This is a genomic window from Variovorax durovernensis (assembly GCF_977011995.1).
In genome coordinates, this window is sequence record NZ_CDRNCW010000001.1 from 4,696,051 (window position 1) to 4,716,623 (window position 20,573).

Sequence of the window (20,573 nt, forward strand, 5' to 3'; positions counted from 1 at the left end):
CTCAGTGGGCGGCTGCCGCCAGTTGGGCGTCGGGCTTGGCGGTACGCAGCAGCGCCAGCATCTCGGCCTCGATGCGCTTGAGCGCGACATCGGTCTGGCCTTCGAAGCGCAGCACCAGCACGGGCGTGGTGTTAGACGCGCGGATCAGTCCGAAGCCGTCGGGCCAGTCGACGCGCAGGCCGTCGATGGTCGACACCTTGGCCGGCGCCGCGAAATCGGCGCTCTTCACGAGCTTGTCGACCACCGCGTGGGGCTCGCCCTCGGCGCAGGCCACGTTCAGCTCTGGCGTCGAGAAGCTGGTGGGCAAGGCGTTGAGCACCGCGCTCGCGTCGGGGCTCTTGCTCAGGATTTCGAGCATGCGGCAGCCCGCATAGGTGCCGTCGTCGAAGCCGAACCAGCGCTCCTTGAAGAAGATGTGGCCGCTCATTTCTCCGCCCAGAGGCGAATCGAGCTCCTTCATCTTCGCCTTGATGAGCGAGTGCCCCGTCTTGTAGATCATCGGCTTGCCGCCCGCGGCCTCGATGGCCGGCGCCAGGCGCTGCGAGCACTTCACGTCGAAGATGATGGTGCCGCCCGGCACGCGCGACAGCACGTCCTGCGCGAACAGCTGCATCTGGCGGTCGGGGAAGATGTTCTGGCCGTCCTTGGTGACGATGCCCAGGCGGTCGCCGTCGCCGTCGAAGGCCAGGCCCAGTTCGGCGTCGCCGGAAGCCAGCGCGGCCATAAGGTCCTTGAGGTTCTCGGGCTTGCTCGGATCGGGGTGGTGGTTGGGGAAGTCGCCGTCGACCTCGCTGAACAGCTCAGTCACCTCGCAGCCGATGGCTCGGAAGATGGCCGGAGCCGATGCACCCGCGATGCCGTTGCCGGAGTCGACCACGATCTTCATGGGCCGGGCCAGCTTGATGTCGCTGGCGATGCGCTTCACGTAGGCCTCGGTCACGTCGACCTTGCGCACGCTGCCGCCGGGGGCGAGTTGCGCGGTGCCGGCTTCCATGGTCTTGCGCAGGCCCTGGATCTCGTCGCCGTAGATGGCGCGGCCGGCCAGCACCATCTTGAAGCCGTTGTAGTCCTTGGGGTTGTGGCTGCCCGTGACCTGGATGCCGCTGGAGGCCAGCGTGTGGGCCGCGAAGTACAGCATGGGCGTGGTGACGGCGCCCACGTCGATCACCTCGACGCCGGTGGCCACCAGGCCCTTGATCAGCGCTTCGACCAGCATCGGACCCGACAGGCGGCCGTCGCGTCCCACGGCCACCGACTTTTCACCGGCGGCACGGGCGGCGCTGCCGAAGGCCCGGCCGAGTGCTTCCGCCACTTCGGCATCGAGAGTGACCGGCACGACGCCGCGAATGTCATAGGCCTTGAAGATCGACGCGCTGAGCTGCATGAAAGGCGTTTCCCTGCTGGATTTGTAAACGGGCCATTGTAGGCAACGCCCCGGGGTGCCACATGTCCGAAAACGGCCAGTTGAAACGAGTCGAAACCGTATCATTTCCCCATGCCTTCCAACCACGCCCCCACCGAAGCGCTCGAGAGCGACGCCTGCTACCTGGCGATGAAGACGCACGATGCGCGCTTCGACGGGTCGTTCTTCACTGCCGTGACCTCCACCGGCATATATTGCCGCCCGGTCTGCCGCGTCAAGCTGCCGCGGCGCGAGAACTGCCGGTTCTTCCGCCACGCTGCGCAGGCGGAGGCCGCGGGCTTTCGCCCCTGCCTGCGCTGCCGGCCCGAACTGGCGCCGCGCGCGGCCAGCTGGTCGACCGAAGACGCCTCGCGCATCCTCGCGCTGCAGGCCGCGCGGCTGATCGACGAGCCCGATGCATGGTCCGAAGACGGCCCCGGCGCGGCGCAGATCGCAGCCCGCCTGGGCGTGAGCGACCGCCATCTGCGCCGCATCTTCGAGGCGCAGTTCGGCGTGTCACCGCTGCAGTACCTGCAGACGCGCCGCCTGCTGGCCGCCAAGCAATTGATCGCCGACACCCGCCTGCCCATGACGCAGGTCGCGCTGGCCAGCGGCTTTGCGAGCGTGCGGCGCTTCAATGCCGCATTCGTGGAGCACTACGGCCTCAACCCGAGCGCACTGCGCCGTGCCGGCGGCGCGGCCGTCGAAAACGGCGCGGGGCGGGCCATCGAGGTGCGGCTGGGCTTCAGGCCGCCCTACGACGACAACGCCATGCTCGGCTTCTTCGCGCGCCGTGCCCTGCGCGGCATCGAAGTGGTGGCTACGGCCGACGGCAAGGAGCCGGCCAAGGGCAGCACGCCCGCCTATGTGAAGCTGGCGCGCACCCTGCGCATCCAGCAGGGTGCACAGGCGCATGCCGGCTGGCTGCAACTGCGCTTCGACCTCGAACGCGAACAGGTGCTGCTGTCGGTCAGCGACTCGCTGGCGGCGGTGCTGCCTATCGTCATCAGCCGCGCCCGCGCGCTGTTCGACCTCGACGCCGAGCCGATGGCCATCAACGCCGCGCTGCATGCGGCCTTCCCGCACGGCGACGGGCTGCGCGTGCCCGGCGCGGTCGACGGCTTCGAGCTGGCGGTGCGCGCGGTGCTGGGCCAGCAGATCACGGTCGCCGCGGCGCGCACGCTGGGCTCGCGGCTGGTAGCGGCATTCGGCGAAGCCATCGCCACGCCCGTCGAAGGACTCGACCGGCTGTTTCCCACGCCGGCCGCCATTGCACAGGCGAGCGGCGATGCGCTGGGCCAGCTCGGCATCGTGCGCCAGCGGCAGGCCGCGCTGCAGGCCATCGCCCGCGAGGTCGCGGACGGCAAGCTGGCGCTGCATGCAGGGGCCGACGTGCCCTCGACCATCGCGGCGCTGCAGGAGCTGCCCGGCATCGGCGCCTGGACCGCGCAATACATCGCGATGCGCGCTCTGCGCTGGCCCGATGCCTTCCCCGCCGGCGATGTCGCGCTGCAGAAGGCGCTGGGCGTGACCACCGCGCGCGCCGCCAGCGAAGCCTCGCAAGCCTGGCGCCCCTGGCGCAGCTATGCGGTGCTGCGCGCATGGCACGCGCCCTCGGCTCCCGATACCGGTATCGCAGCCACGGCTGCATCTCCCCTCATCACCACGGCAGGCCTCCCCGCCTGAAATGCCATGAAGTTCAAGAGCAAGCTCATCTACACATCGCACATCGACACGCCGCTCGGCGGCATCACGATGGCGGCCACCGACCTGGGCCTGGCCGGCGTCTGGTTCGACCAGCAGCGCCACTGGCCCGACACCACGGGCTGGATCGCCAAAGACGACCACCCCGCGCTGGTCGAGGCGGCCGCGCAGCTGCGCGACTACTTTGCCGGAAAGCGCGACCACTTCGACATGAAGCTCGACCTCTCGCACGGCACCGCGTTCCAGCAGAGCGTGTGGCAGCAGCTGCTGACCATTCCGGCCGGCGCCACGCTGACCTACGGCACGCTGAGCGCCAAGCTCGGCAACCCCACCGCGGTGCGCGCGGTGGGCGCGGCCGTGGGGCGCAACCCGATCAGCGTGATCGTGCCCTGCCACCGGGTGCTCGGCGCCGACGGTTCGCTGACCGGTTACGCTGGCGGGCTCGAGCGCAAGACCGCCCTCCTGGAGCTGGAAGGCGCGCTGTAAGGCAACCACGAAGAAGAACGAGAAACGCATGAGCACAACGAACAACAACATCTCCGCCAAGACCATCGCGCCCGCCACCTCCGCAGGGTGGCTCGTCGACCTGGTGCTGCTGGGGGCGCTCTGGGGAGCGTCTTTTCTCTTCATGCGCATCGGCGCGGCCGAGTTCGGAGCCTTGCCGACTGCGGCCGTGCGGGTGGCCATCGCGGCGCTGTTCCTGTTGCCGATCGCACTGCTGCGCGGCCAGGGCCCGAGCATCGCGAAGCACTGGAAGGCCAGCTTCGCGGTCGGCGTCTTCAATTCGGGCATGCCGTTCGCGCTGTTCTGCTTCGCGCTGCTGACTATCAACACCGGCCTGGCCGCGGTGCTCAACGCCACCACGCCGATGTTCGGCGCACTGGTGGCCTGGGCCTGGTTCCGCGAGCGGCCCGCGGGCTCGCGCATCGTGGGCCTGGTGATCGGCTTTGCCGGCGTCGCGATGCTCGCGAGCCGAGGCGCCGGCCTGCATGCGGGCGCCAGCGGCCATGCGGCACTGTGGGCGGTGCTGGCCTGCCTGGGCGCGTGCCTGTGCTACGGCATATCGGCCAGCGCCACGCGCCGCCACCTGGGCGGCGTGCCGGCCCTGACCACGGCCACCGGCAGCCAGATCGGCGCCACGCTGTTCCTGGCCATCCCCGCCTTTTTGCTGTGGCCTGCGCAGATGCCGAGCCTGCGCGCATGGCTCGCGCTGCTGGCGCTGGGCATCGCCTGCACGGGCATCGCTTACATCCTGTTCTTCAGGCTGATCGAGCGCGCCGGGCCCGCACGCGCACTGACGGTGACCTTCCTGGTGCCCGTGTTCGCACTCTTCTATGGCGCGGTGTTCCTCGACGAGCACATCACGCAGTGGATGCTGATCTGCGCCGCCGTCATCGTGTGCGGTGTGGCACTGTCCACCGGCATCGTCAAGCTCGGCTGGCCGCGCAAGGCCGCGGCCTGAACGTCCGCAACAGGCGCGCTCAGGAAAAGGCGCCGGCCACCACGTTGACCGAGAGCGCCAGCACCATCATGTTGAAGGTGAACGACAGCACGCTGTGGATCAGCGTGATGCGGCGCATCTCCTTCGACGTGGCCTGCACGTCGGAGACCTGCGAGGTCATGCCGATCACGTAGGAGTAGTAGAGAAAGTCGAAGTAGTCGGGGGCGTCGTCCTTGCCCGGAAAGTCGAGGCCGCCGTCGGGCCTGCCGCTCTTCTGGTCGATGTAGTAGCGGTGCGCGTAGTGGAACGCGTAGATCGAATGCATCATCAGCCACGACCCCGCCAGCGCCACCAGCCCGAGCGCGACGTGCGCCACGCGCTCCCAGCCGTCGAGCTGCCTGACCTGCTGCAGCAGCATGGCGATGGCCACCACGCTCACGCCCACCGCCACCAGCATCGACACCAGGATCACCACGTTGGGCTGGTCCAGCGACTGCGCGCGCTCGCGCGTGCGGCGCGCGTCGAAGGTGTCGGCCAGCCACCATGTGAGCACCTGGTAGACCAGCACGCCGGCGCACCAGCCGGCCAGCCCGCGCGCCATGCCGCTCATGGACCAGGGCACCAAGGCAACCGCGGCGCCCACCAGGCCGCCGTACAGAAGCCGCTGCGGGCCGGTGGTGGTGGAAAGGTGTTCTCGCATGCGGGCACTGTAGCGCCGCGCGCACCGGTGTGCCGACGAAAGCCGCGCATTCAGGCACGTTGGAGAAAGTCCTACACGCGCAGCCGCATTGCGCGCATGGAATCGAGCACGCGCCGCCATTACTTTGTTGGTCGACCTCAGGGAGCAGCCCTCGGAAGCCACATGCGTAAGAAAAACCACGCGCCAACGCGCATGTGCCCGAGGCTTTTCTTTTCCGTCCGAAAGATCCATTTCATGTTGCAGCTCCACTCCCGCCCCTTCGACTGGACCGTCCGCTTCGGCGCCATCGGCGCCCTGTTCGGCACCGGCTTCCTGTTTGCCGCCGCACCTGCCCTTGCCGATCCGTCCCCGGCGCTGGACCGCTTCAGTTTCTCCGTGGGCGGCTACAACGCCGATCCCAAGTTCAATGCCTCCGTCAATACGCCCTACGGCTCGCTGCAGTCGGGTGACCTCAAGCCCGGCCGCGTGACCATGCCGCGCGTCAGCGCAGACATGCTGATCGGCGACAGCCAGGGCATTTCTTTCGACTACTACCAATACAAGCGCGACTACTCGGGCGGCATCGCGAGCAACAACACCTTCGGCAGCTTCGGCTCGCTCAACACTTTCGGCAACGCCAACATCAGCACCAAGCTCGACTTCGCCAAGCTGTCCTACAAGTGGTGGATCGGCACGGGCAACACGGTGCTGGGCCTGGGGGCCGGCGCGGCCTACTACCGCGCCACGCTGGGCACGAGTGCTGGCGCCATCGTCAACGGACAGGTCGGCACCTACAGCCAGAGCTCCAGCGACAACGCGATCGCGCCGCTGCTGGAAATCGGCGTGCGCCATGCCATCACTCCCGACCTGCGGCTGTTTGCCGACGCCTCGGGCGTGTGGAAGAACGGCGGCCGCTTCCACGGCAACATCTACAACGCCTCCGCGGGCGTGGAGTGGTTCCCGGTGAAGAACGTCGGTGTGGTGCTCGCCTACAACGTGACCAACATCGACCTGACCCGCGACGCCGACTTTGCGGACACGCGCCTGAAGGTGCGGCTGCAAGGCCCGTCGGCTTTCTTGAAGGCCCGCTTCTAGGCACAGCCAGAGCGGCCGCGCGCAGCCAGTCTTCGCAAGACGCGACGTCGGGGCCAGCCTTAGGCTGCGCCCCAACGAACGAAGAACGGAGACATACAGCATGCCTGCAGCCACCACCACGGCCGTCACCGGCCTCGCGCCCTCGTCGGCCACGCGCTTTCATCCGCGCATTGCGCGCATCGCGCTGGGCGACGTGATCCACCGCTCCGCGCGCCGCTTCGGCGAGCGCACGGCGCTGATAGAGGGCGAACATCGCCTGTCCTACCGCGCACTCGATGCGGCATCGAACCGCTTCGCGCACCACCTGCTGGGCATGGGGCTCGCCAAGGGCGAGCGCGTGGGCATGCTGTGCAACAACTCGATCCAGATGGTGGTTGCAATGCTGGGCATCCAGAAGGCCGGGCTGGTGTGGGTACCGATCAACACCGCGCTGGCGGTGGACGCCATCGGCTACATCCTTGCGCATGCCGAAGTGCGGCATGTGGTGATCGACACCGCGCTGCAAGCGAAGCCCGAGCTGCGCGAACTGCTGCAGTCCACGGGAGTGTGTGCCCTGCTGTGCGTGCTTGACGGCGACACGCCGCCGCAGGGCATCCCGACCGTGCCGCAGGCCATCGCGCAAGGGCCAGAGACGCTGCCCGACGTGGACATCGACAGCACCGACCTCGCGCTCATCATGTACACCAGCGGCACCACCGGACGCCAGAAGGGCGTGATGCATTCGCATGCGTCGGTGCATTCGGTGCTGCTCAGCAACATGGTCGAGTGGGGCAGCAGCCCGGAGCGCGCCGATGTGTGGAGCAGCGTGCTGCCGCTGTTCCATTGTGGCCAGCACACGGTGCTGATGTCTGCGCTGTCGGTGGGTGGCGCGGTGGTCGTGCTTCGCGGCTTCGACCCCGGCGCGATGCTCGCCGCCATCGAGCGCCACAGGATCACGGTGGCCGTGGGCCTGCCGATGATGTACGGCGCGCTGCTGGCCCACCCGCAGCGCACGGCGCGCAACCTGTCGAGCCTGCGGCTTTGCGTGTATGCGATGGCGCCGATGTCGCGCACGCTGCTGCTGCGCCTGCTCGACGAGTTCTGCCCCAACTTCGCGCTGGTGTCGGGCCAGACCGAGATGTATCCGGGCGCCACCATCTTCGAGGCGAGCGAGCAGCGCAATCGATTCGGTTCCTACTGGGGCGTGGGCACGCTGGTGAACGAGGTCGCGGTGATGGGCGACGACGGCGAACTGCTGGAGCCCGGGCAGGTCGGGGAGATCGTCTTTCGCGGGCCCAACGTGATGCTGGGCTACTACAAGGACCCGGAGTCCACCGCCAATGCACAGCGCTTCGGCTGGCACCACTCGGGCGACCTCGGGAAGATGGACGACGACGGGCAACTGATCTTCCTCGACCGGCTGAAGGACATGGTGAAGTCCGGCGGCGAGAACGTGCCCTCCATCAAGGTCGAGGAAGTACTGTTGCGCCACCCGGCCGTGATGAACGCCGCGGTGGTGGGCCTGCCGCACGAGCGCTGGGGCGAGGCCATCACCGCCTTCGTGACACGCCGGCCCGACGCGCCCGCGGACTTCACCGAAGACGCGCTCACGGCGCACTGCAAGGAGCACCTTGGCGGCTTCGAGGTGCCCAAGCAGATCATCTTCCTGCCCGCGTTGCCGATGACGTCCACCGGCAAGATCCAGAAGTTCGAACTGCGCAAGGCGCACCAGGACAACTACACGCGCGGCTGACCGGCGGCTTGCAGCAGCGTCGTGCGCACGTCTTTCTTCAGCACCTTGCCCACCTTGGAGCGCGGCAGGTCGAGCCACACCTCGATCTGCTTGGGTGCCTTCACGCTGCCGATGCGCGACTTGACGAAGGCCTTGATCTCTTCCGGATCGACCTGCCGCCCCGCATGCAGCTGCAGCACGGCCACCACGCGCTCGCCCCACTTCTCGTCGGGCAGGCCGACGACGGCGCTGTCCTGCACATCGGGGTGCTGCATCAGCGCCTGTTCCACTTCGGCGGAGTAGACGTTGAAGCCGCCCGAGATGATCATGTCCTTGGCACGGTCGACGATGTACAGGTAGCCGTCGGCGTCGAGGTAGCCGATGTCGCCCGTGTGATGCCAGCCGAAGCGGCGCGCTTCCTCGGTGGCGCGCGGGTCCTTGTAGTAGCCCTGCATCACCAGCGAGCCGCGCACCACGATCTCGCCGCTTTCGCCGGCGGGCAGCAGCGCGCCGTCGCCATTCATCACGCTCACCTGCACCAGTGGGCCGGGGCGGCCGGCGGAAGAAAGTCGATGGCGCGCGACCGTGCCGTCTGCGTTGAAGTGCTCGCGCGGCGACATCATCGAGATCATCATCGGCGCCTCGGTCTGGCCGAAGAGCTGCGCCATGACGGGGCCGATCTTCCGCAGCGCATCTTCGAGCCGCGCGGCGGACATGGGCGCGGCGCCATACCAGAAGCATTGCAGCGAATCGAGTTGCGTAGAGGCGAGCTGCGGATGCTGCAGCAGCATGTAGATGAGCGTGGGCGGCAGGAAGGTGTGAGTGATGCTGTGCGACTCGATGAGCCCGAGGAACTCGCCGAGGTCGGGCTTGGGCATGATCACCACCCGCCCGCCCAGCGCCATCACCGGCAGGCACAGCACGCCGGCCGCATGCGTGAGCGGCGCAAGCGCGAGGTAGGCGGGCCGGCCTTCGAAGGGATAGCCCATGAGCGTCAGCGCCGACATCGCCTCGAGGTTGCGGCCCGAGAGCATCACGCCCTTGGGCTGGCCGGTGGTGCCGCCGGTGCCGGCAATCATGACCAGGTCGTCGGGCGGCGGGATGTCGATGGGCGAGTCGTCCAGCCCTTCGAGCCAGTCGTCCAGCGAGGGCGCGAAAGGCTGCCGCCCGTCGAGGCACACCAGCGCTCGCAACTTGGGCAGCCGCGGGCGCATCTGGCCGACCATGTCCGCGTAGTTGCCGTGAAAGAACAGGCATGCGCAGTCGAAGGCGTCGAGCACGAAGGCGTTCTCGCTCGCCTCGTTGCGCGGGTTGATCGGGCACCACACGCAGCCCGCGCGCGAGATGCCGAACACCGTGGCGAAGGCCATTGCGTCGTTGCTCGACAGCACGGCCACCTTGTCCCCCGGCCGCACGCCGGCGCGCTGCAGGCCACGTGCCACGCGCCAGCTGATGCGCTGCACCTGGGCATAGCTCAGTTCGATGGCGCCCAGGGTCAGGCACGGCGCATGGGCGCCCAGCTGGGCGCCCTTGTCGAGGTAGTCGACGAGGCGCATGGAGTCAGCCCAGGCGCGTGAGCGCCGGCTCCTGCACCAGCCCGAAGCTGCGCAGCGCACCCAGCAGCTCGCGATGCCCGAAGGCCTGGCAACCCGAGGCGAAGCCGGCACGCCTGGGTGGCTGCTGCAGCAGCGAGGCGGCTGCATAGGCCTGCAGCAAGCCGGTCTGCTTGTAGTTGCAGTTGCCGAAGATCACGCAATGCACACGTCCCAGCGGACCGGAGGCATGCACCGAATCGACGGATTTGTTGATGCGCGGGTTCTCGCGCGGAGGCATGGTGTTCATCACGCCCGCCGCCGTCTTGGCCAGCGCCGCGTAGCGGTCTTCATCGTTCATGCCTTCGGTGGCCTTGAGCGCGGCGGCGACGATCTGCGGCACGCCTTGCATCAGCGCCTTGTTGAAGACGCCACCGAGCACCTTCACGTTGGCCACGCGCGGATCGCGCTTGAACCACACCGGGTGCGAGGTGCCGCCCCAGGGCAATGCCAGTGCAGCCTCGTGCTGGCCCGGAATCGACAGGTGATACAGGCCTGCGTCGGGTTGCCATTCAACGTACTCGTTCTGCTCCAGGTAGTAAGCCTTGGACGTGGCTGCATTGACCAGGATGGTCTGGGTAGACGCGATGGTCGGGCTGCCGCCCCAGAACACGGCGATGTCCAGCGTGTCGAGCCCTGGCGTCTCCAGGCACAGCTGCGCTGCGATCTCGCCGGTGGTGTACATCTGCGCCAGGCCCGGCGAGAGCAGCAGGCCGGCCTTGGCGAACTTGTCGCCCCATTCACGCTCGAGCGTGATGAGCCAGTCCTGCTCGCCGGTGGTGTCCGTGTAGTGGCATCCGGCGGCCAGGCAGGCTTCGACGACTTCGGCGCCGAACCTGGCAAAAGGCCCCACCGTGTTGAGCACCACCGATGCGCCGGTGAAGAGCTCGGTGAGTGCGCCTGCCGAATGCGCCACCTCCACCACCCCGTAGTTCGCGGTCTCGATGCCGGGAACGTTGGACTTCATCGCTTCTTCCACCTTCTGCGCGCTGCGGCCCGCTGCAATGAAGGGGATGTTGTACTCGCGCAGGTACTCGCAGATCAGGCGACCGGTGTAGCCGGAGGCGCCGTAGACGACGACGGGCTTCTTCTTGCTGCTGCTCATGTTGTGTCTCCTTGATGCCGTGCGCTCACATGCCCATGCCGCCGTCCACCGCGATGCCGGCGCCGGTGATGAACCGGGCCGCGTCGCTGCAGAGGAAGACCACCACGTCGGCCATGTCGCCGACCTCGCCCAGGCGCCCGAGCGGCGTCTGGCCGACCACGTCGCCCACGGCCGCTTCGACGCTGGGCGCGAGCCCCGCGGCCACGATGTCGTTGGCGAGCTTCATGCCCATGTCGGTGGGCACCAGCCCGGGGTAGATGCAGTTCACGCGCACGCCGTAGCCCAGCTTGCCGGACTCCATGGCCGCCACGCGCGTGGCGCGGTCGACCGCCGACTTGGTGGCCGAATAGCCGGCGATGGCCGGAAACGCGATGGTGGCTGCGACCGAAGCGATGTTGACCACCGCCCCGCCGCCGCCCGCGCTGCCGCCGGGGCGCATCGCGCGGAACGCGTGCTTCATGCCGAGCAGCGTGCCGGCCACGTTGACGTCGAGCATGCGGCGAAGGTCGTCGCCGTCGACGTCGATCACCAGCGAGGTGATCTCGATGCCCGCGTTGTTGACGAGGATGTCGAAGCCGCCAAGCTCCTTCACCGTGGTCTCTGTGGCCGAGGCCCAGTCGCCGTCCTTCGTGACGTCGAGCGGGACAAAGCCCACCTTCGCGCCTGAGGAAGAGAGCCGGGTGGCTGTCTCCCGCCCCAGGTCGGCGAGCACGTCGCCGATCATCACGGACGCACCGGCCGCAGCCAGCGCTTCGGCAATGCTCGCGCCAATGCCGCGCGCACCGCCCGTCACGAGCGCACGGCGCCCTTTCAAGTCGAACTTGGCCATCACTTGTCTCCTGTGGATATGTTTATGAGATGGAACGGCCATGCTAGAAATCGACTTGACGTGTGTCAAGGATTTATTTGACGAGTGTCAAGATTCCATAGAATGGCATGCGTGACACGCCGGATGCGGGTTCTCCCGCTTGCGTGCTATGGTTTGCAATCAACACGGGTACAGGGGGCCGGCATGCATGCGGCCCGTTTTGAAATGACGATAGAACAACGCGTAAAGAAGCAAGCGGAGCGGGTGCCCAAGGCGAGGGTCGACAAGTTCTCGGAGCGGCGTGCGGAACTGGGCGAGGCCGCGCTCACCACATTGGCCGCGCTGGGCTATGCGCGTACCAGCCTGCGGGAGATCGCGCAGAACTCCGAGTTCTCGCACGGCGTGCTGCACTACTACTTCAGCGACAAGATCGACCTGATCATCTGCAGCGTCAAGCAATACAAGGCACGCTGCGTCACCCGCTACGACCATGCGGTCGACAGCGCGAACACCTGCGAAGAGCTGATGGAAGGCTTCCTGCAGAGCCTGGCCGACACGCTGCGCGACGAAGGCCATGTGCACCGCCTCTGGTACGACCTGCGTTCGCAGGCGCTGTTCGAGGAAGCATTCCGCTCCGATGTCGTGCAGATCGACAAGAGCCTGGAAGACATGATCTGGCGCATCATGAGCCGCTTCGCCGAGCTGTCTGGCGAAGACCCAGGCATGACGCCCTCGGCCACCTACGCGCTGTTCGACGGGCTGTTCCAGCAGGCGCTGCTCAAGCATCTTTCGGGCGACGCCGGCGCCGTGGCCGCGATGCAGGCCGACGTGCGGCAGTCCATCGTGCGGCTGTTCTCGCTGCCCGCCAAGGCCGCGCCGGCGGCACGCAAGCGCACTGCCGCCGCCAAGGCGCTCTAGGACTTCGGTTTTTTCGCAGCGGCAGCCGCGCCCGCCACGAAGCGCGCGCCTTGCCACTCGCCGCTCTCGCACAGCGTGCGGACCACCTCGCCGATCAGCGCGCACACCGCGCGCTTCGCATTGGTCGTGGGCAGGTGCACCGACACGCACAACCCCAGCGTGCGAAACATCGCCGGCGATGTGATGCGGTGGGCCGCCAGTCGCCCTTCCTTCATTTCGCGCTGCACCAGGCCCAGCGGCATGATGGTCGGCCCGAGCCCCGCCTCGACCGCTGCCTTCAGCGTGTAGACCGAATTGATTTCCGCCGCCACGCGCGCCGGTGGATGGCCCGCCGCCTCGAGCAACCCGTCCACCAGCCAGCGCGTGCAGTGGCCGTGCGCATTGGCCGGCCACACCATCGGGCGCGCGGTGGCCTGCTCGATGCTCACGTCGCCGGGCGGCAGCGCATGCGGGCTCTGCGGCGATTCGAGGAACACGAAGTCTTCTTCCACCAGCGGCGTGAAGGCGATGTCTTCGGCAGGCATGGTCGGAGAGAACATCGCCACGTCGACCCGGCCGCGCAGCAACTGGTCGGCCATGTTGCCGGTGAGCTCTTCGTTGAGGTGCAGCACCACGTCGGGGTAGCGCCGGGCCGCCGCGCGCATGAGCGGCAACGCGATCATGGGCGACACGCTCTGCGGCAGCGCCGCCACCACGGAGCCGGCAACCGAATCAGCCGCGACATGCACCGCAGCCCTGGCGTCGCTGACCTGCTTGGTGATGCCCTGCGCGTACTCGTAGAACACCTTTCCCGCCTCGGTCATCGCCACGCCGTTGCGGCTGCGCAGCAGCAACGGGGCGCCGAGCTCGCCTTCCAGCTCGGCCATCTGCTTGCTCAGCGCCGACTGGGCAATGAAGAGTTGCTGCGCCGCGCGCGAGAGGCTGCCGCAGTCCACGATGGCGACGAAATACCTGAACTGGCGCAGTTCCATCCGCATATCTCCGGCCGCGCGTTGCGGGGGTGCGGAGCGCGGCCGGTCATTCTAGGTCGGGGGTATGCGGGCCTCGGTAGCGCGTGCGCTCATGCGCCGACGACTTTGCCGGGATTGAAGATGTCGTGCGGGTCGAGTGCCTGCTTGATCGACCGCATCAGCGCCACGCCGTACTCGCCGTGTTCCTCGGCCAGGTACTTCATCTTGTGCATTCCCACGCCGTGCTCGCCGGTGCAGGTGCCGCCGTGGCGCAGAGCGCGCTGCACCAGCCTGTGGCTGAAGGCTTCGGCGGCTTCGTTCTCGGCCGCGTTGTGCGGGTCCACCAGCACCAGGCAATGGAAGTTGCCGTCGCCGACATGGCCGAACACCGGAACCAGCAGGCCATGCTCGGCGATGTCGGCCTGCGTTTCGTCGATGCACTGCGCCAGCGCCGACAGCGGCACGCAGGCGTCGGTCGTCAGGCTGCGGCTGCCTGCCTTCAGCTGCAGGCAGGCGAAGTAGGCGTGATGGCGCGGCGTCCACAGGCGCGAGCGCTCTTCCTGCCGGTTGGCCCACTGGAACTCGCTGCCGCCGTGGCCGGCCGCTATCTCGCGCACGATGCCGGCCTGCTCGTCGATCTGCGTGCGGCTCGCGCCGAACTCCAGGAACAGCGTGGGGCTCTCGCCGAGCGTGGTGCGGCTGTGCGCGTTCACGGCGCGAATGGTCAGCGCGTCCAGCATCTCGGCGCGCGCGAGCGGCACGCCCATCTGGATCGACTCGATCACGCAATCGACCGCGGCGCGCACCGACGGAAAGTTCACCACCGCCGCGGCATATGCCTCAGGGTGCGGATGCAGCCGCACCGTGGCCTCGGTGATGAGCCCCAGCGTGCCTTCCGAGCCGCAGTAGAGCTGCGTGAGGTTGTAGCCCGCCGAGCTCTTGCGTGCCCGCGAGGCGGTGCGCACCACGTCGCCGTTGGCCGTGACCACCGTGAGGCTCACGAGGTTGTCGCGCATCGTGCCGTAGCGAACGGTGTTGGTGCCTGACGCGGCCGTGGCCACCATGCCGCCGATGGATGCATCGGCGCCGGGATCGACCGAGAAGAAGAAGCCTGTCTCCGACAGCGCCGCGTTCAGCTGCCCGCGCGTTACGCCCGCTTCGACCGTGGCCGTGAGATCGCCCGGGCGGATCGCCAGCACCTTGTTCATGCGCGAGAAGTCGATGCACACGCCGCCCTCCACCGCCAGCAAGTGCCCTTCCACCGACGAGCCCACGCCGAAGCCGATGACCGGCACGCGCTCGCTCGCGCAGGCCCGGACCACGAAGGCCACTTCTTCCGTGCTGCAGACAAACACGACCGCATCGGGCGGCTGCGGCGGGTAGGTCGATTCGTCGGTGCCGTGCTGCTGCAGCACGGCGCTGCTGGTGGAAAAGCGATCGGCGAACTTGCGCTGCAACAGGGCGAGCAACTCGGGCGACGGGGAACGGCGCATTCTGGAACGCGCGGGAGTGCCTGCGACGGAGTCCATGGAGGTTCCTTCAGGGCTGCGCCGAAGCGCGCCCGGGCTTGACGAACAACACCAGCACCGCGCCAGTCACCAGCAGTGCAGCGAGCATGTACAGGCCTGCATCGGTGCTGCGCGTCGCATCCTTGATGAGGCCGATGAGAAAGGGCGCGCTGAAGCCCGACAGGTTGCCGAAGGAGTTGATGAGCGCAATGCCAGCCGCCGCAGCAGCACCGCCGAGAAAAGCCGTCGGCATGCCCCAGAAAACCGGGAACGTCGACATGATGCCCATGGTGGCCAGCGTGAGGCCGGCCATCGCGAGCACCGTGTTGCCGTGGAAGACCACGCTCAGCACAAGGCCGAGCGCACCGACCACGGCGGCCAGCGCGCTGTGCCAACGGTACTCGAGCCGGCGGTCGGCGCTGCGCGCCATGCAGTACATCGCGATCACGCCGAAGGTCCACGGAATCGCGCTGAGCAGCCCGATGTCGAGCGCTCCCGTCACGCCGATGGCCTTGATGATGCTCGGCAGCCAGAACGAGATGCCGTAAAGCCCCGAGGTATAGGCGAAGTACACCAGCGCCAGCAGCCACACGCGGCCGTTGCCAAGCACGCCGAGGATTCGCGGCTGCGCCTTCCCGGCGTCTTCCCTGGCGATGTCGCGCGCGATGAGTTCGCGCTCGGCGGGCGTGAGCCACTGCGCGTCTTTCACGCGGTCGTCGAGGTAGCGCCACACCACCAGCCCCAGCGCCACGGTCGGCAGGCCCTGCAGCAGGAACAGCCATTGCCAGCCGGCCCAGCCATGGACGCCGCTCATGCCCTGCAGGATCCAGCCCGACAGCGGGCCGCCCAGGATGCCCGCGAACGGAATCGCCGCAAGGAACAGCGAGGTCGCCTTGCCGCGCCGCGCGGCCGGGTACCAGTAGGTCAGGTACATGATGATGCCGGGGAAGAAGCCCGCCTCGGCCGCGCCCAGCAGGAAGCGGATCACGTAGAACGACATCGGCGAACTCACCAGCATGGTGGCCGCCGACAGCACGCCCCAGGTGATCATGATGCGGGCGATCCAGCGCCGCGCCCCCACCCGGTGCATCACCACGTTGCTCGGCACCTCGAACAGGAAGTAGCCGATGAAGAAGATGCCCGCGCCCAGCCCGTAGACCGCCTCGCTGAACTGCAGGTCGCCCTGCATCTGCAGCTTGGCGAAGCCGACGTTCACACGGTCGAGGTACGCCACGATGTAGCAGAGAAAGAGCAGCGGAATCAGCCGCCAGCCGACCTTGCGGTAGACCGCATCGGCAGTGCTGTCGAAGTGCCCGCCGTAGGGCTCGGCCGCGGTGGAGGTGGAACTCATGGGCGCTTCTCTCTTTCCTTGCTTCAGTCTGTATTCGTGTTGTCGGCAACCGATGGTCGCGGGCGGCCCGGCATCGCCGCTGCGGGTTTACACGCAAGATTCATATGGATTGAAGATCGGTGCATCTCCGAACGAGATTGCCCGTGCGATCATTTTCAGAACCTCACGTGCGCCTTCGCGCCTTCCGTACATGCCTCCCTTCAACGCCGCCTACCGGCAGACTTTGCTTGCCGGCCGACTCACCCTGGGCCTGATGACGCCCGTGGCCCGCGCCAACGGCGCCATGGCCGACCCCGAGGCGGAGCGCGAAGTTGCCGCCCTCGCCGACCGGCTCGGCTTTGCCGCGCTGTGGACGCGCGATGTGCCGGTGATGGTGCCGCAGGGCGATGAAATCTCGGTGCTCGACGAACCCTTCGTGTGGCTCGCGATGCTGGCCGGCGCCACGCGGCGGATCGCGCTGGGCACGGCCGCGGCGGTGCTGCCGCTGCGCCATCCGCTGCATGTGGCCAAGGCGGCGCTGTCGCTGAACCGGCTGTCCGGCGAACGCTTCATCCTCGGGCTGGGCTCCGGCGACCGCGAGGCCGAGTTCGCCATCTTCAAGCAGGACATCGCGCTGCGCGGCGACGCCTTCCGCGAGCGCTGGAACCTGGTGCGCTCGGCACTCTCGCCCGATGCGGCCGGGCGCGCCGCGTTGCGCGGAGCCACCGGCGGCCATGACCTGATGGCCCCGCCCGCCGAACGCATCGGCATGCTGGTGGTGGGCTCGGCGCGCCAGTCGCTGCAATGGACCGCCGCCCAAGCCGACGGCTGGGCCACGTATCACCGCGACGAGGCACGCCAGCAGGGCCGCATCGGCCTTTGGCAGACCGCGCTGCGCGAGCGCGCGGACGGCGAGGCCAAGCCTTTCATCCAGTCGCTGCAGATTGACCTGCTCGAAGACCCCGCCGCACCGGCCGAGCCCATCGAACTCGGCCTGCGCACCGGGCGCGATGCGCTGGTGGCCTATCTCGACCGCATGGAGGACGCGGGCGTCGCGCACGTGCTGATGAACGTGGTGCGCGGCCCTCGGCCCGCCAGGGAGGTGGTCGAGGAACTGGGGCGCGAGGTGTTGCCGCGGCTGCAAGGCCACGCACGCACGCCAGCGGCCTGACCCGGGCAGAATCCGGCGCTTGCAGTTTCCGCGAACCCAAGGACACCACCCATGACCGATCTCTCGAGCTTCCCCATCACGAAAAAATGGCCCGCGCAGCATCCCGAGCGGCTGCAGCTGTATTCGCTGCCCACGCCCAACGGCGTGAAGGTGTCGATCATGCTGGAGGAAACCGGCCTGCCCTATGAGCCGCACCTCGTGAGCTTCGAGACCAACGACCAGATGTCGCCGGAGTTCCTTTCGCTCAACCCGAACAACAAGATCCCCGCCATCCTCGACCCCGACGGCCCGGGCGGCAAGCCGCTGGCGCTTTTCGAGTCGGGTGCGATCCTGGTGTACCTGGCCGAGAAGACCGGCAAGTTCATTCCGCAGGACGCCGCCGGCCGCTACCAGACCCTGCAGTGGGTGATGTTCCAGATGGGCGGCATCGGCCCGATGTTCGGCCAGCTCGGTTTCTTCAACAAGTTCGCCGGCAAGGACTACGAGGACAAGCGCCCGCGCGACCGCTATGTGGGTGAGTCGAAGCGCCTGCTCGGCGTGCTCGACAAGCACCTCGCGAACCGCGAATGGATCATGGGCGACAGCTACACCATCGCCGACATCGCCACCTTCCCCTGGATCCGCAACCTCGTCGGCTTCTACGAGGCCGGCGAGCTGGTGGGCTTCAAGGACTTCGCGAACGTCGCGCGCGTGCTCGAAGCCTTCGTCGCGCGGCCCGCCGTCGTCAAGGGACTGGGCATTCCCAAGCGCGGCTGAACGGGCCGCGCTCATCGGCGCCCTCATGTCACCAGCCGACGCTTCCCTTCCCCTTCCTCCGGGCGAAATCCATCTCTGGTTCTGCCGCCACGGCGAATCCGGCGATCCGGCGCTGGAGGCGGCCTGCCGTGCGCTGCTGGAGCCTCATGAACTTGCGCGGACCGCTCGCTTCCACTTTCAGCGCGACCGGTATCGCCACCTGCTGACGCGGGTGCTGGTGCGCACGGTCCTGTCGCGCTATGCGACGGTGCGGCCGCAGGACTGGCGCTTTGCCGAGGGCAGCTTCGGCCGCCCCCGTATCGCAGAGCCGATGACGCAGGCCGCCAACGGGTTGGATTTCAACCTGAGCCATACCGACGGGCTGATCGTGCTGGCGCTTGCGCGAAATCTCGAGATGGGTGTCGATGCCGAGAACCTCGGCCGCACCGCCTCACTGGAGCTCGCCGACCACTTTTTCTCGCCGGCCGAGGCGAAAGCGCTGGCCGCGTTGCCGCCTGCACGGCGCGCACATCGCTTCTTCGAGTTGTGGACCTTGAAGGAGAGCTACATCAAGGCGCGCGGAATGGGCCTGCAGATCCCGCTCGACAGCTTCGGCTTTGCGCTGGACGATGCCCACGACCGCATCGGATTCGCGCTCTGGGGCGACGTGCGCGGCGACAACGCACCGCATCGGTATTTCTGGCAACTGAGGCCTACGCCCGAGCACCTGGTTGCCGTCTGCGCCGCCACCGAGGGCAGCGGCATGCGGATCGTGTGCCGCGACATCGCGCCGCTGCAATGGGAGAGGCCCCTCGATATCCGGGCGGTGCGCAGCGGTGGATCGGCGGGCATCTAGAATTCCGCCCCTCTCCCCGATCCCGCACCCATGAACATCGTCGTCAACGAAGAACTCAAAGCCTATATCGACCCACTGACGCCGGAGGAATACGAAGCGCTGGAACGCAGCATCCTGGCCGAGGGCTGCCGCGACGCGCTGGTGCTGTGGGGCGACGTGCTGGTCGACGGCCACAACCGCTACGGCATCTGCCAGAAGCACGGCCTGCCATTCCAGACCGTGCAGAACACGCGCTTCAAGACCATCGACGACGTGCATCTGTGGATGATCGACCAGCACCTGGGCCGGCGCAGCATCTCGGACTTCCTGCGCGGCGTGCTCGCCTTGCGCAAGAAAGACATCGTGGACCAGCAGCGCGCTCGCACGGCCTCTGCCGCCCCGGCATCGGCGAGCGATGCGCCCTTCGACGTCGATCCGCCGGCCGACGCGAATGCCGAAGACGGCGCCGTGCCGCTGCCCCCACCTGCCCCGCTGAACAGCCGCGAGGCCATTGCCAGGGCCGCACGCTTGAGCAGCAGCCAAGTCGTGATGATCGAGAAGATCCAGAAGCAGGCCGCACCTGAACTGGTGGCGGCCGTGAAGTCGGGCGTGATTTCCATCAACACCGCCGCGGCAGTAGCCACCTTGCCGGCCGACGAACAGGTGTCGGCTGCGAACGCCGGCAAGGACGAACTCAAGCAGGCTGCCAAGCGCGTGCGAGAGTCGAAGAAGAAGCCGCGCGAGGAACCAGCGGAGACCGCGGCCGGCGACGATCAGTCGGCGTCAGACGCCGACACGGTGCAACTGCTGAAGGAACGCGTCGTTCAGCTCACCGCCGAAAACGACGCCCTGCGCAAGCAGGTGGCCGAGCTGCAGGCACGGCTCGGCCAGTAACTGCTTTAGCGCGCGGCCGGGTTACAGCTGGATTTCGGTGATCTTCGCGCCCGACAGCGAGACGCCGGCTTCCAGACCCACGTTGGTCATCACGAAGCCCACCACCGGCTGGCGCAGGGTATTGGTGTCGATGCTGCCGTTGGCGCCGATGGTTGCAACGGCCACGGTGGCGTCGGCGCCGGCGGTCCAGCCCTTGCTGTTGCGGAACTTGTCCAGTGCAGCCTGCGTGGTGAACACGTAGACCACCGCCTTCGACTGCGCACCGGCCTGGAAGCCCAGCGAGCCGGAAGTGGTGCTGTAGTACGACTGCGTGCGCCCGTTCACGCGCAGCGCGCCCCGGCCGTACTCGGCGCCCACGCCCATGCTGGCCCCCACCACGGCGGGAAACACCAGCACCCCGCTCGAACGCGCGACCAGCTCGCGCGAGCCCTTCACGGAGTCATACAGCTTGGACATCGAGGCGTCGACCTGCGCGTCGACCGAGGCGCGCGACGACGCGCTGCTGGCCTGATCCTGCGGCTTCGTGGTGGTGCAGCCGACAAACGCGATGCTGCACAGGGCAACGGCGGACGAAACGGCGAGTGTGCGGAGATTCAGGTTGTTCATGGCGTCTTCCTTTGGAAAAAACATCGATCGGCGAAGAAATCACTGCCTCCCTCGGCAGATGCGCCCATGCTAAATCCGCGAAACCGGGC

The 20,573-nt window shown here is 67.7% G+C and carries 19 protein-coding genes; 10 read left to right on the forward strand and 9 right to left on the reverse strand.

The genetic code is table 11. The annotated features are described in order from the left end of the window. Window position 1 precedes the first annotated feature (1 nt). Window positions 2-1,384 (reverse strand): phosphomannomutase/phosphoglucomutase, encoded by a 1,383-nt coding sequence (locus ACWV14_RS22420; protein WP_454903812.1) that lies wholly within the window; start codon window positions 1,382-1,384, stop codon window positions 2-4. 111 nt (window positions 1,385-1,495) lie between these two features. Here ACWV14_RS22420 and ACWV14_RS22425 point away from each other — a divergent pair, with 111 nt between their 5' ends. From ACWV14_RS22425 to ACWV14_RS22435, 3 genes are read left to right on the forward strand one after another with little or no spacing between them, the layout of a single operon-like run. Next, a complete protein-coding gene (locus tag ACWV14_RS22425) occupies window positions 1,496-3,088 on the forward strand; it encodes a DNA-3-methyladenine glycosylase 2 family protein (RefSeq protein ID WP_454903813.1) in 1,593 nt (530 codons plus the stop codon). Between the two features lie 6 nt (window positions 3,089-3,094). Beyond that, a complete protein-coding gene (locus ACWV14_RS22430) occupies window positions 3,095-3,592 on the forward strand; it encodes a methylated-DNA--[protein]-cysteine S-methyltransferase (protein WP_454903815.1) in 498 nt (165 codons plus the stop codon). Between the two features lie 28 nt (window positions 3,593-3,620). Further along, window positions 3,621-4,568 carry a DMT family transporter gene (locus ACWV14_RS22435; protein WP_422087562.1) on the forward strand — a complete coding sequence of 316 codons (948 nt, stop codon included), beginning with the start codon at window positions 3,621-3,623 and terminating at the stop codon, window positions 4,566-4,568. Window positions 4,569-4,587: 19 nt separating this feature from the next. Here the strand turns inward: ACWV14_RS22435 and ACWV14_RS22440 are convergent, their stop codons facing one another. Beyond that, window positions 4,588-5,247 carry a DUF1345 domain-containing protein gene (locus ACWV14_RS22440; protein ID WP_454903816.1) on the reverse strand — a complete coding sequence of 220 codons (660 nt, stop codon included), beginning with the start codon at window positions 5,245-5,247 and terminating at the stop codon, window positions 4,588-4,590. A 234-nt stretch (window positions 5,248-5,481) separates the two neighbouring features. Here ACWV14_RS22440 and ACWV14_RS22445 point away from each other — a divergent pair, with 234 nt between their 5' ends. Together ACWV14_RS22445 and ACWV14_RS22450 are read left to right on the forward strand one after the other, a co-directional pair. Then, window positions 5,482-6,321 carry a hypothetical protein gene (locus tag ACWV14_RS22445; protein ID WP_454903818.1) on the forward strand — a complete coding sequence of 280 codons (840 nt, stop codon included), beginning with the start codon at window positions 5,482-5,484 and terminating at the stop codon, window positions 6,319-6,321. Window positions 6,322-6,421: 100 nt separating this feature from the next. Then, window positions 6,422-8,053 carry a class I adenylate-forming enzyme family protein gene (locus ACWV14_RS22450; protein ID WP_454903820.1) on the forward strand — a complete coding sequence of 544 codons (1,632 nt, stop codon included), beginning with the start codon at window positions 6,422-6,424 and terminating at the stop codon, window positions 8,051-8,053. Here ACWV14_RS22450 and ACWV14_RS22455 read toward each other — a convergent pair. From ACWV14_RS22455 to ACWV14_RS22465, 3 genes are read right to left on the reverse strand one after another with little or no spacing between them, the layout of a single operon-like run. Continuing rightward, window positions 8,038-9,588, reverse strand: coding sequence for an acyl-CoA synthetase (locus tag ACWV14_RS22455; protein ID WP_454903822.1), 1,551 nt, complete (start codon window positions 9,586-9,588; stop codon window positions 8,038-8,040). The two genes, ACWV14_RS22450 and ACWV14_RS22455, sit on opposite strands and share 16 nt — an antisense overlap. Before the next feature lie 4 nt (window positions 9,589-9,592). Then, on the reverse strand, window positions 9,593-10,729 hold the full coding sequence (locus ACWV14_RS22460) for a DUF5938 domain-containing protein (RefSeq protein WP_454903824.1): 1,137 nt from the start codon (window positions 10,727-10,729) through the stop codon (window positions 9,593-9,595). A gap of 25 nt (window positions 10,730-10,754) precedes the next feature. Continuing rightward, entirely contained in the window at window positions 10,755-11,558 is an 804-nt protein-coding gene (locus ACWV14_RS22465) for an SDR family NAD(P)-dependent oxidoreductase (RefSeq protein ID WP_454903825.1), read from the reverse strand. 204 nt (window positions 11,559-11,762) lie between these two features. Between ACWV14_RS22465 and ACWV14_RS22470 the strand changes: the two genes are divergently transcribed. After that, entirely contained in the window at window positions 11,763-12,455 is a 693-nt protein-coding gene (locus ACWV14_RS22470) for a TetR/AcrR family transcriptional regulator (protein WP_454903826.1), read from the forward strand. Here the strand turns inward: ACWV14_RS22470 and ACWV14_RS22475 are convergent. The 3 genes from ACWV14_RS22475 to ACWV14_RS22485 all read right to left on the reverse strand — a co-directional run bounded on the left by ACWV14_RS22475 (window position 12,452) and on the right by ACWV14_RS22485 (window position 16,264). Next, a complete protein-coding gene (locus ACWV14_RS22475) occupies window positions 12,452-13,426 on the reverse strand; it encodes a LysR substrate-binding domain-containing protein (protein ID WP_454903828.1) in 975 nt (324 codons plus the stop codon). The two genes, ACWV14_RS22470 and ACWV14_RS22475, sit on opposite strands and share 4 nt — an antisense overlap. An 89-nt stretch (window positions 13,427-13,515) precedes the next feature. Next, complete coding sequence (locus ACWV14_RS22480; RefSeq protein WP_454903829.1) at window positions 13,516-14,934, reverse strand: FAD-binding oxidoreductase; 1,419 nt, start codon at window positions 14,932-14,934, stop codon at window positions 13,516-13,518. A gap of 10 nt (window positions 14,935-14,944) precedes the next feature. Then, the gene (locus ACWV14_RS22485; RefSeq protein WP_454903830.1) at window positions 14,945-16,264 is read right to left on the reverse strand and encodes an MFS transporter; all 1,320 of its coding nucleotides are present in this window, start codon (window positions 16,262-16,264) and stop codon (window positions 14,945-14,947) included. A gap of 190 nt (window positions 16,265-16,454) precedes the next feature. Between ACWV14_RS22485 and ACWV14_RS22490 the strand changes: the two genes are divergently transcribed. The 4 genes from ACWV14_RS22490 to ACWV14_RS22505 are packed head-to-tail and all read left to right on the forward strand — an operon-like array spanning window position 16,455 to window position 19,878. Continuing rightward, window positions 16,455-17,414, forward strand: coding sequence for a TIGR03571 family LLM class oxidoreductase (locus ACWV14_RS22490; protein WP_454903832.1), 960 nt, complete (start codon window positions 16,455-16,457; stop codon window positions 17,412-17,414). 51 nt (window positions 17,415-17,465) lie between these two features. Then, the gene (locus ACWV14_RS22495; protein ID WP_454903834.1) at window positions 17,466-18,170 is read left to right on the forward strand and encodes a glutathione S-transferase N-terminal domain-containing protein; all 705 of its coding nucleotides are present in this window, start codon (window positions 17,466-17,468) and stop codon (window positions 18,168-18,170) included. Between the two features lie 25 nt (window positions 18,171-18,195). After that, window positions 18,196-19,005, forward strand: a complete 810-nt coding sequence (locus ACWV14_RS22500) for a 4'-phosphopantetheinyl transferase family protein (protein WP_454903836.1) — start codon at window positions 18,196-18,198, stop codon at window positions 19,003-19,005. A gap of 30 nt (window positions 19,006-19,035) precedes the next feature. Then, a complete protein-coding gene (locus tag ACWV14_RS22505) occupies window positions 19,036-19,878 on the forward strand; it encodes a plasmid replication/partition related protein (RefSeq protein ID WP_454903837.1) in 843 nt (280 codons plus the stop codon). 21 nt (window positions 19,879-19,899) lie between these two features. Here ACWV14_RS22505 and ACWV14_RS22510 read toward each other — a convergent pair whose 3' ends face one another. Beyond that, on the reverse strand, window positions 19,900-20,484 hold the full coding sequence (locus ACWV14_RS22510) for a BPSL1445 family SYLF domain-containing lipoprotein (protein WP_454903838.1): 585 nt from the start codon (window positions 20,482-20,484) through the stop codon (window positions 19,900-19,902). Window positions 20,485-20,573 lie beyond the last annotated feature (89 nt).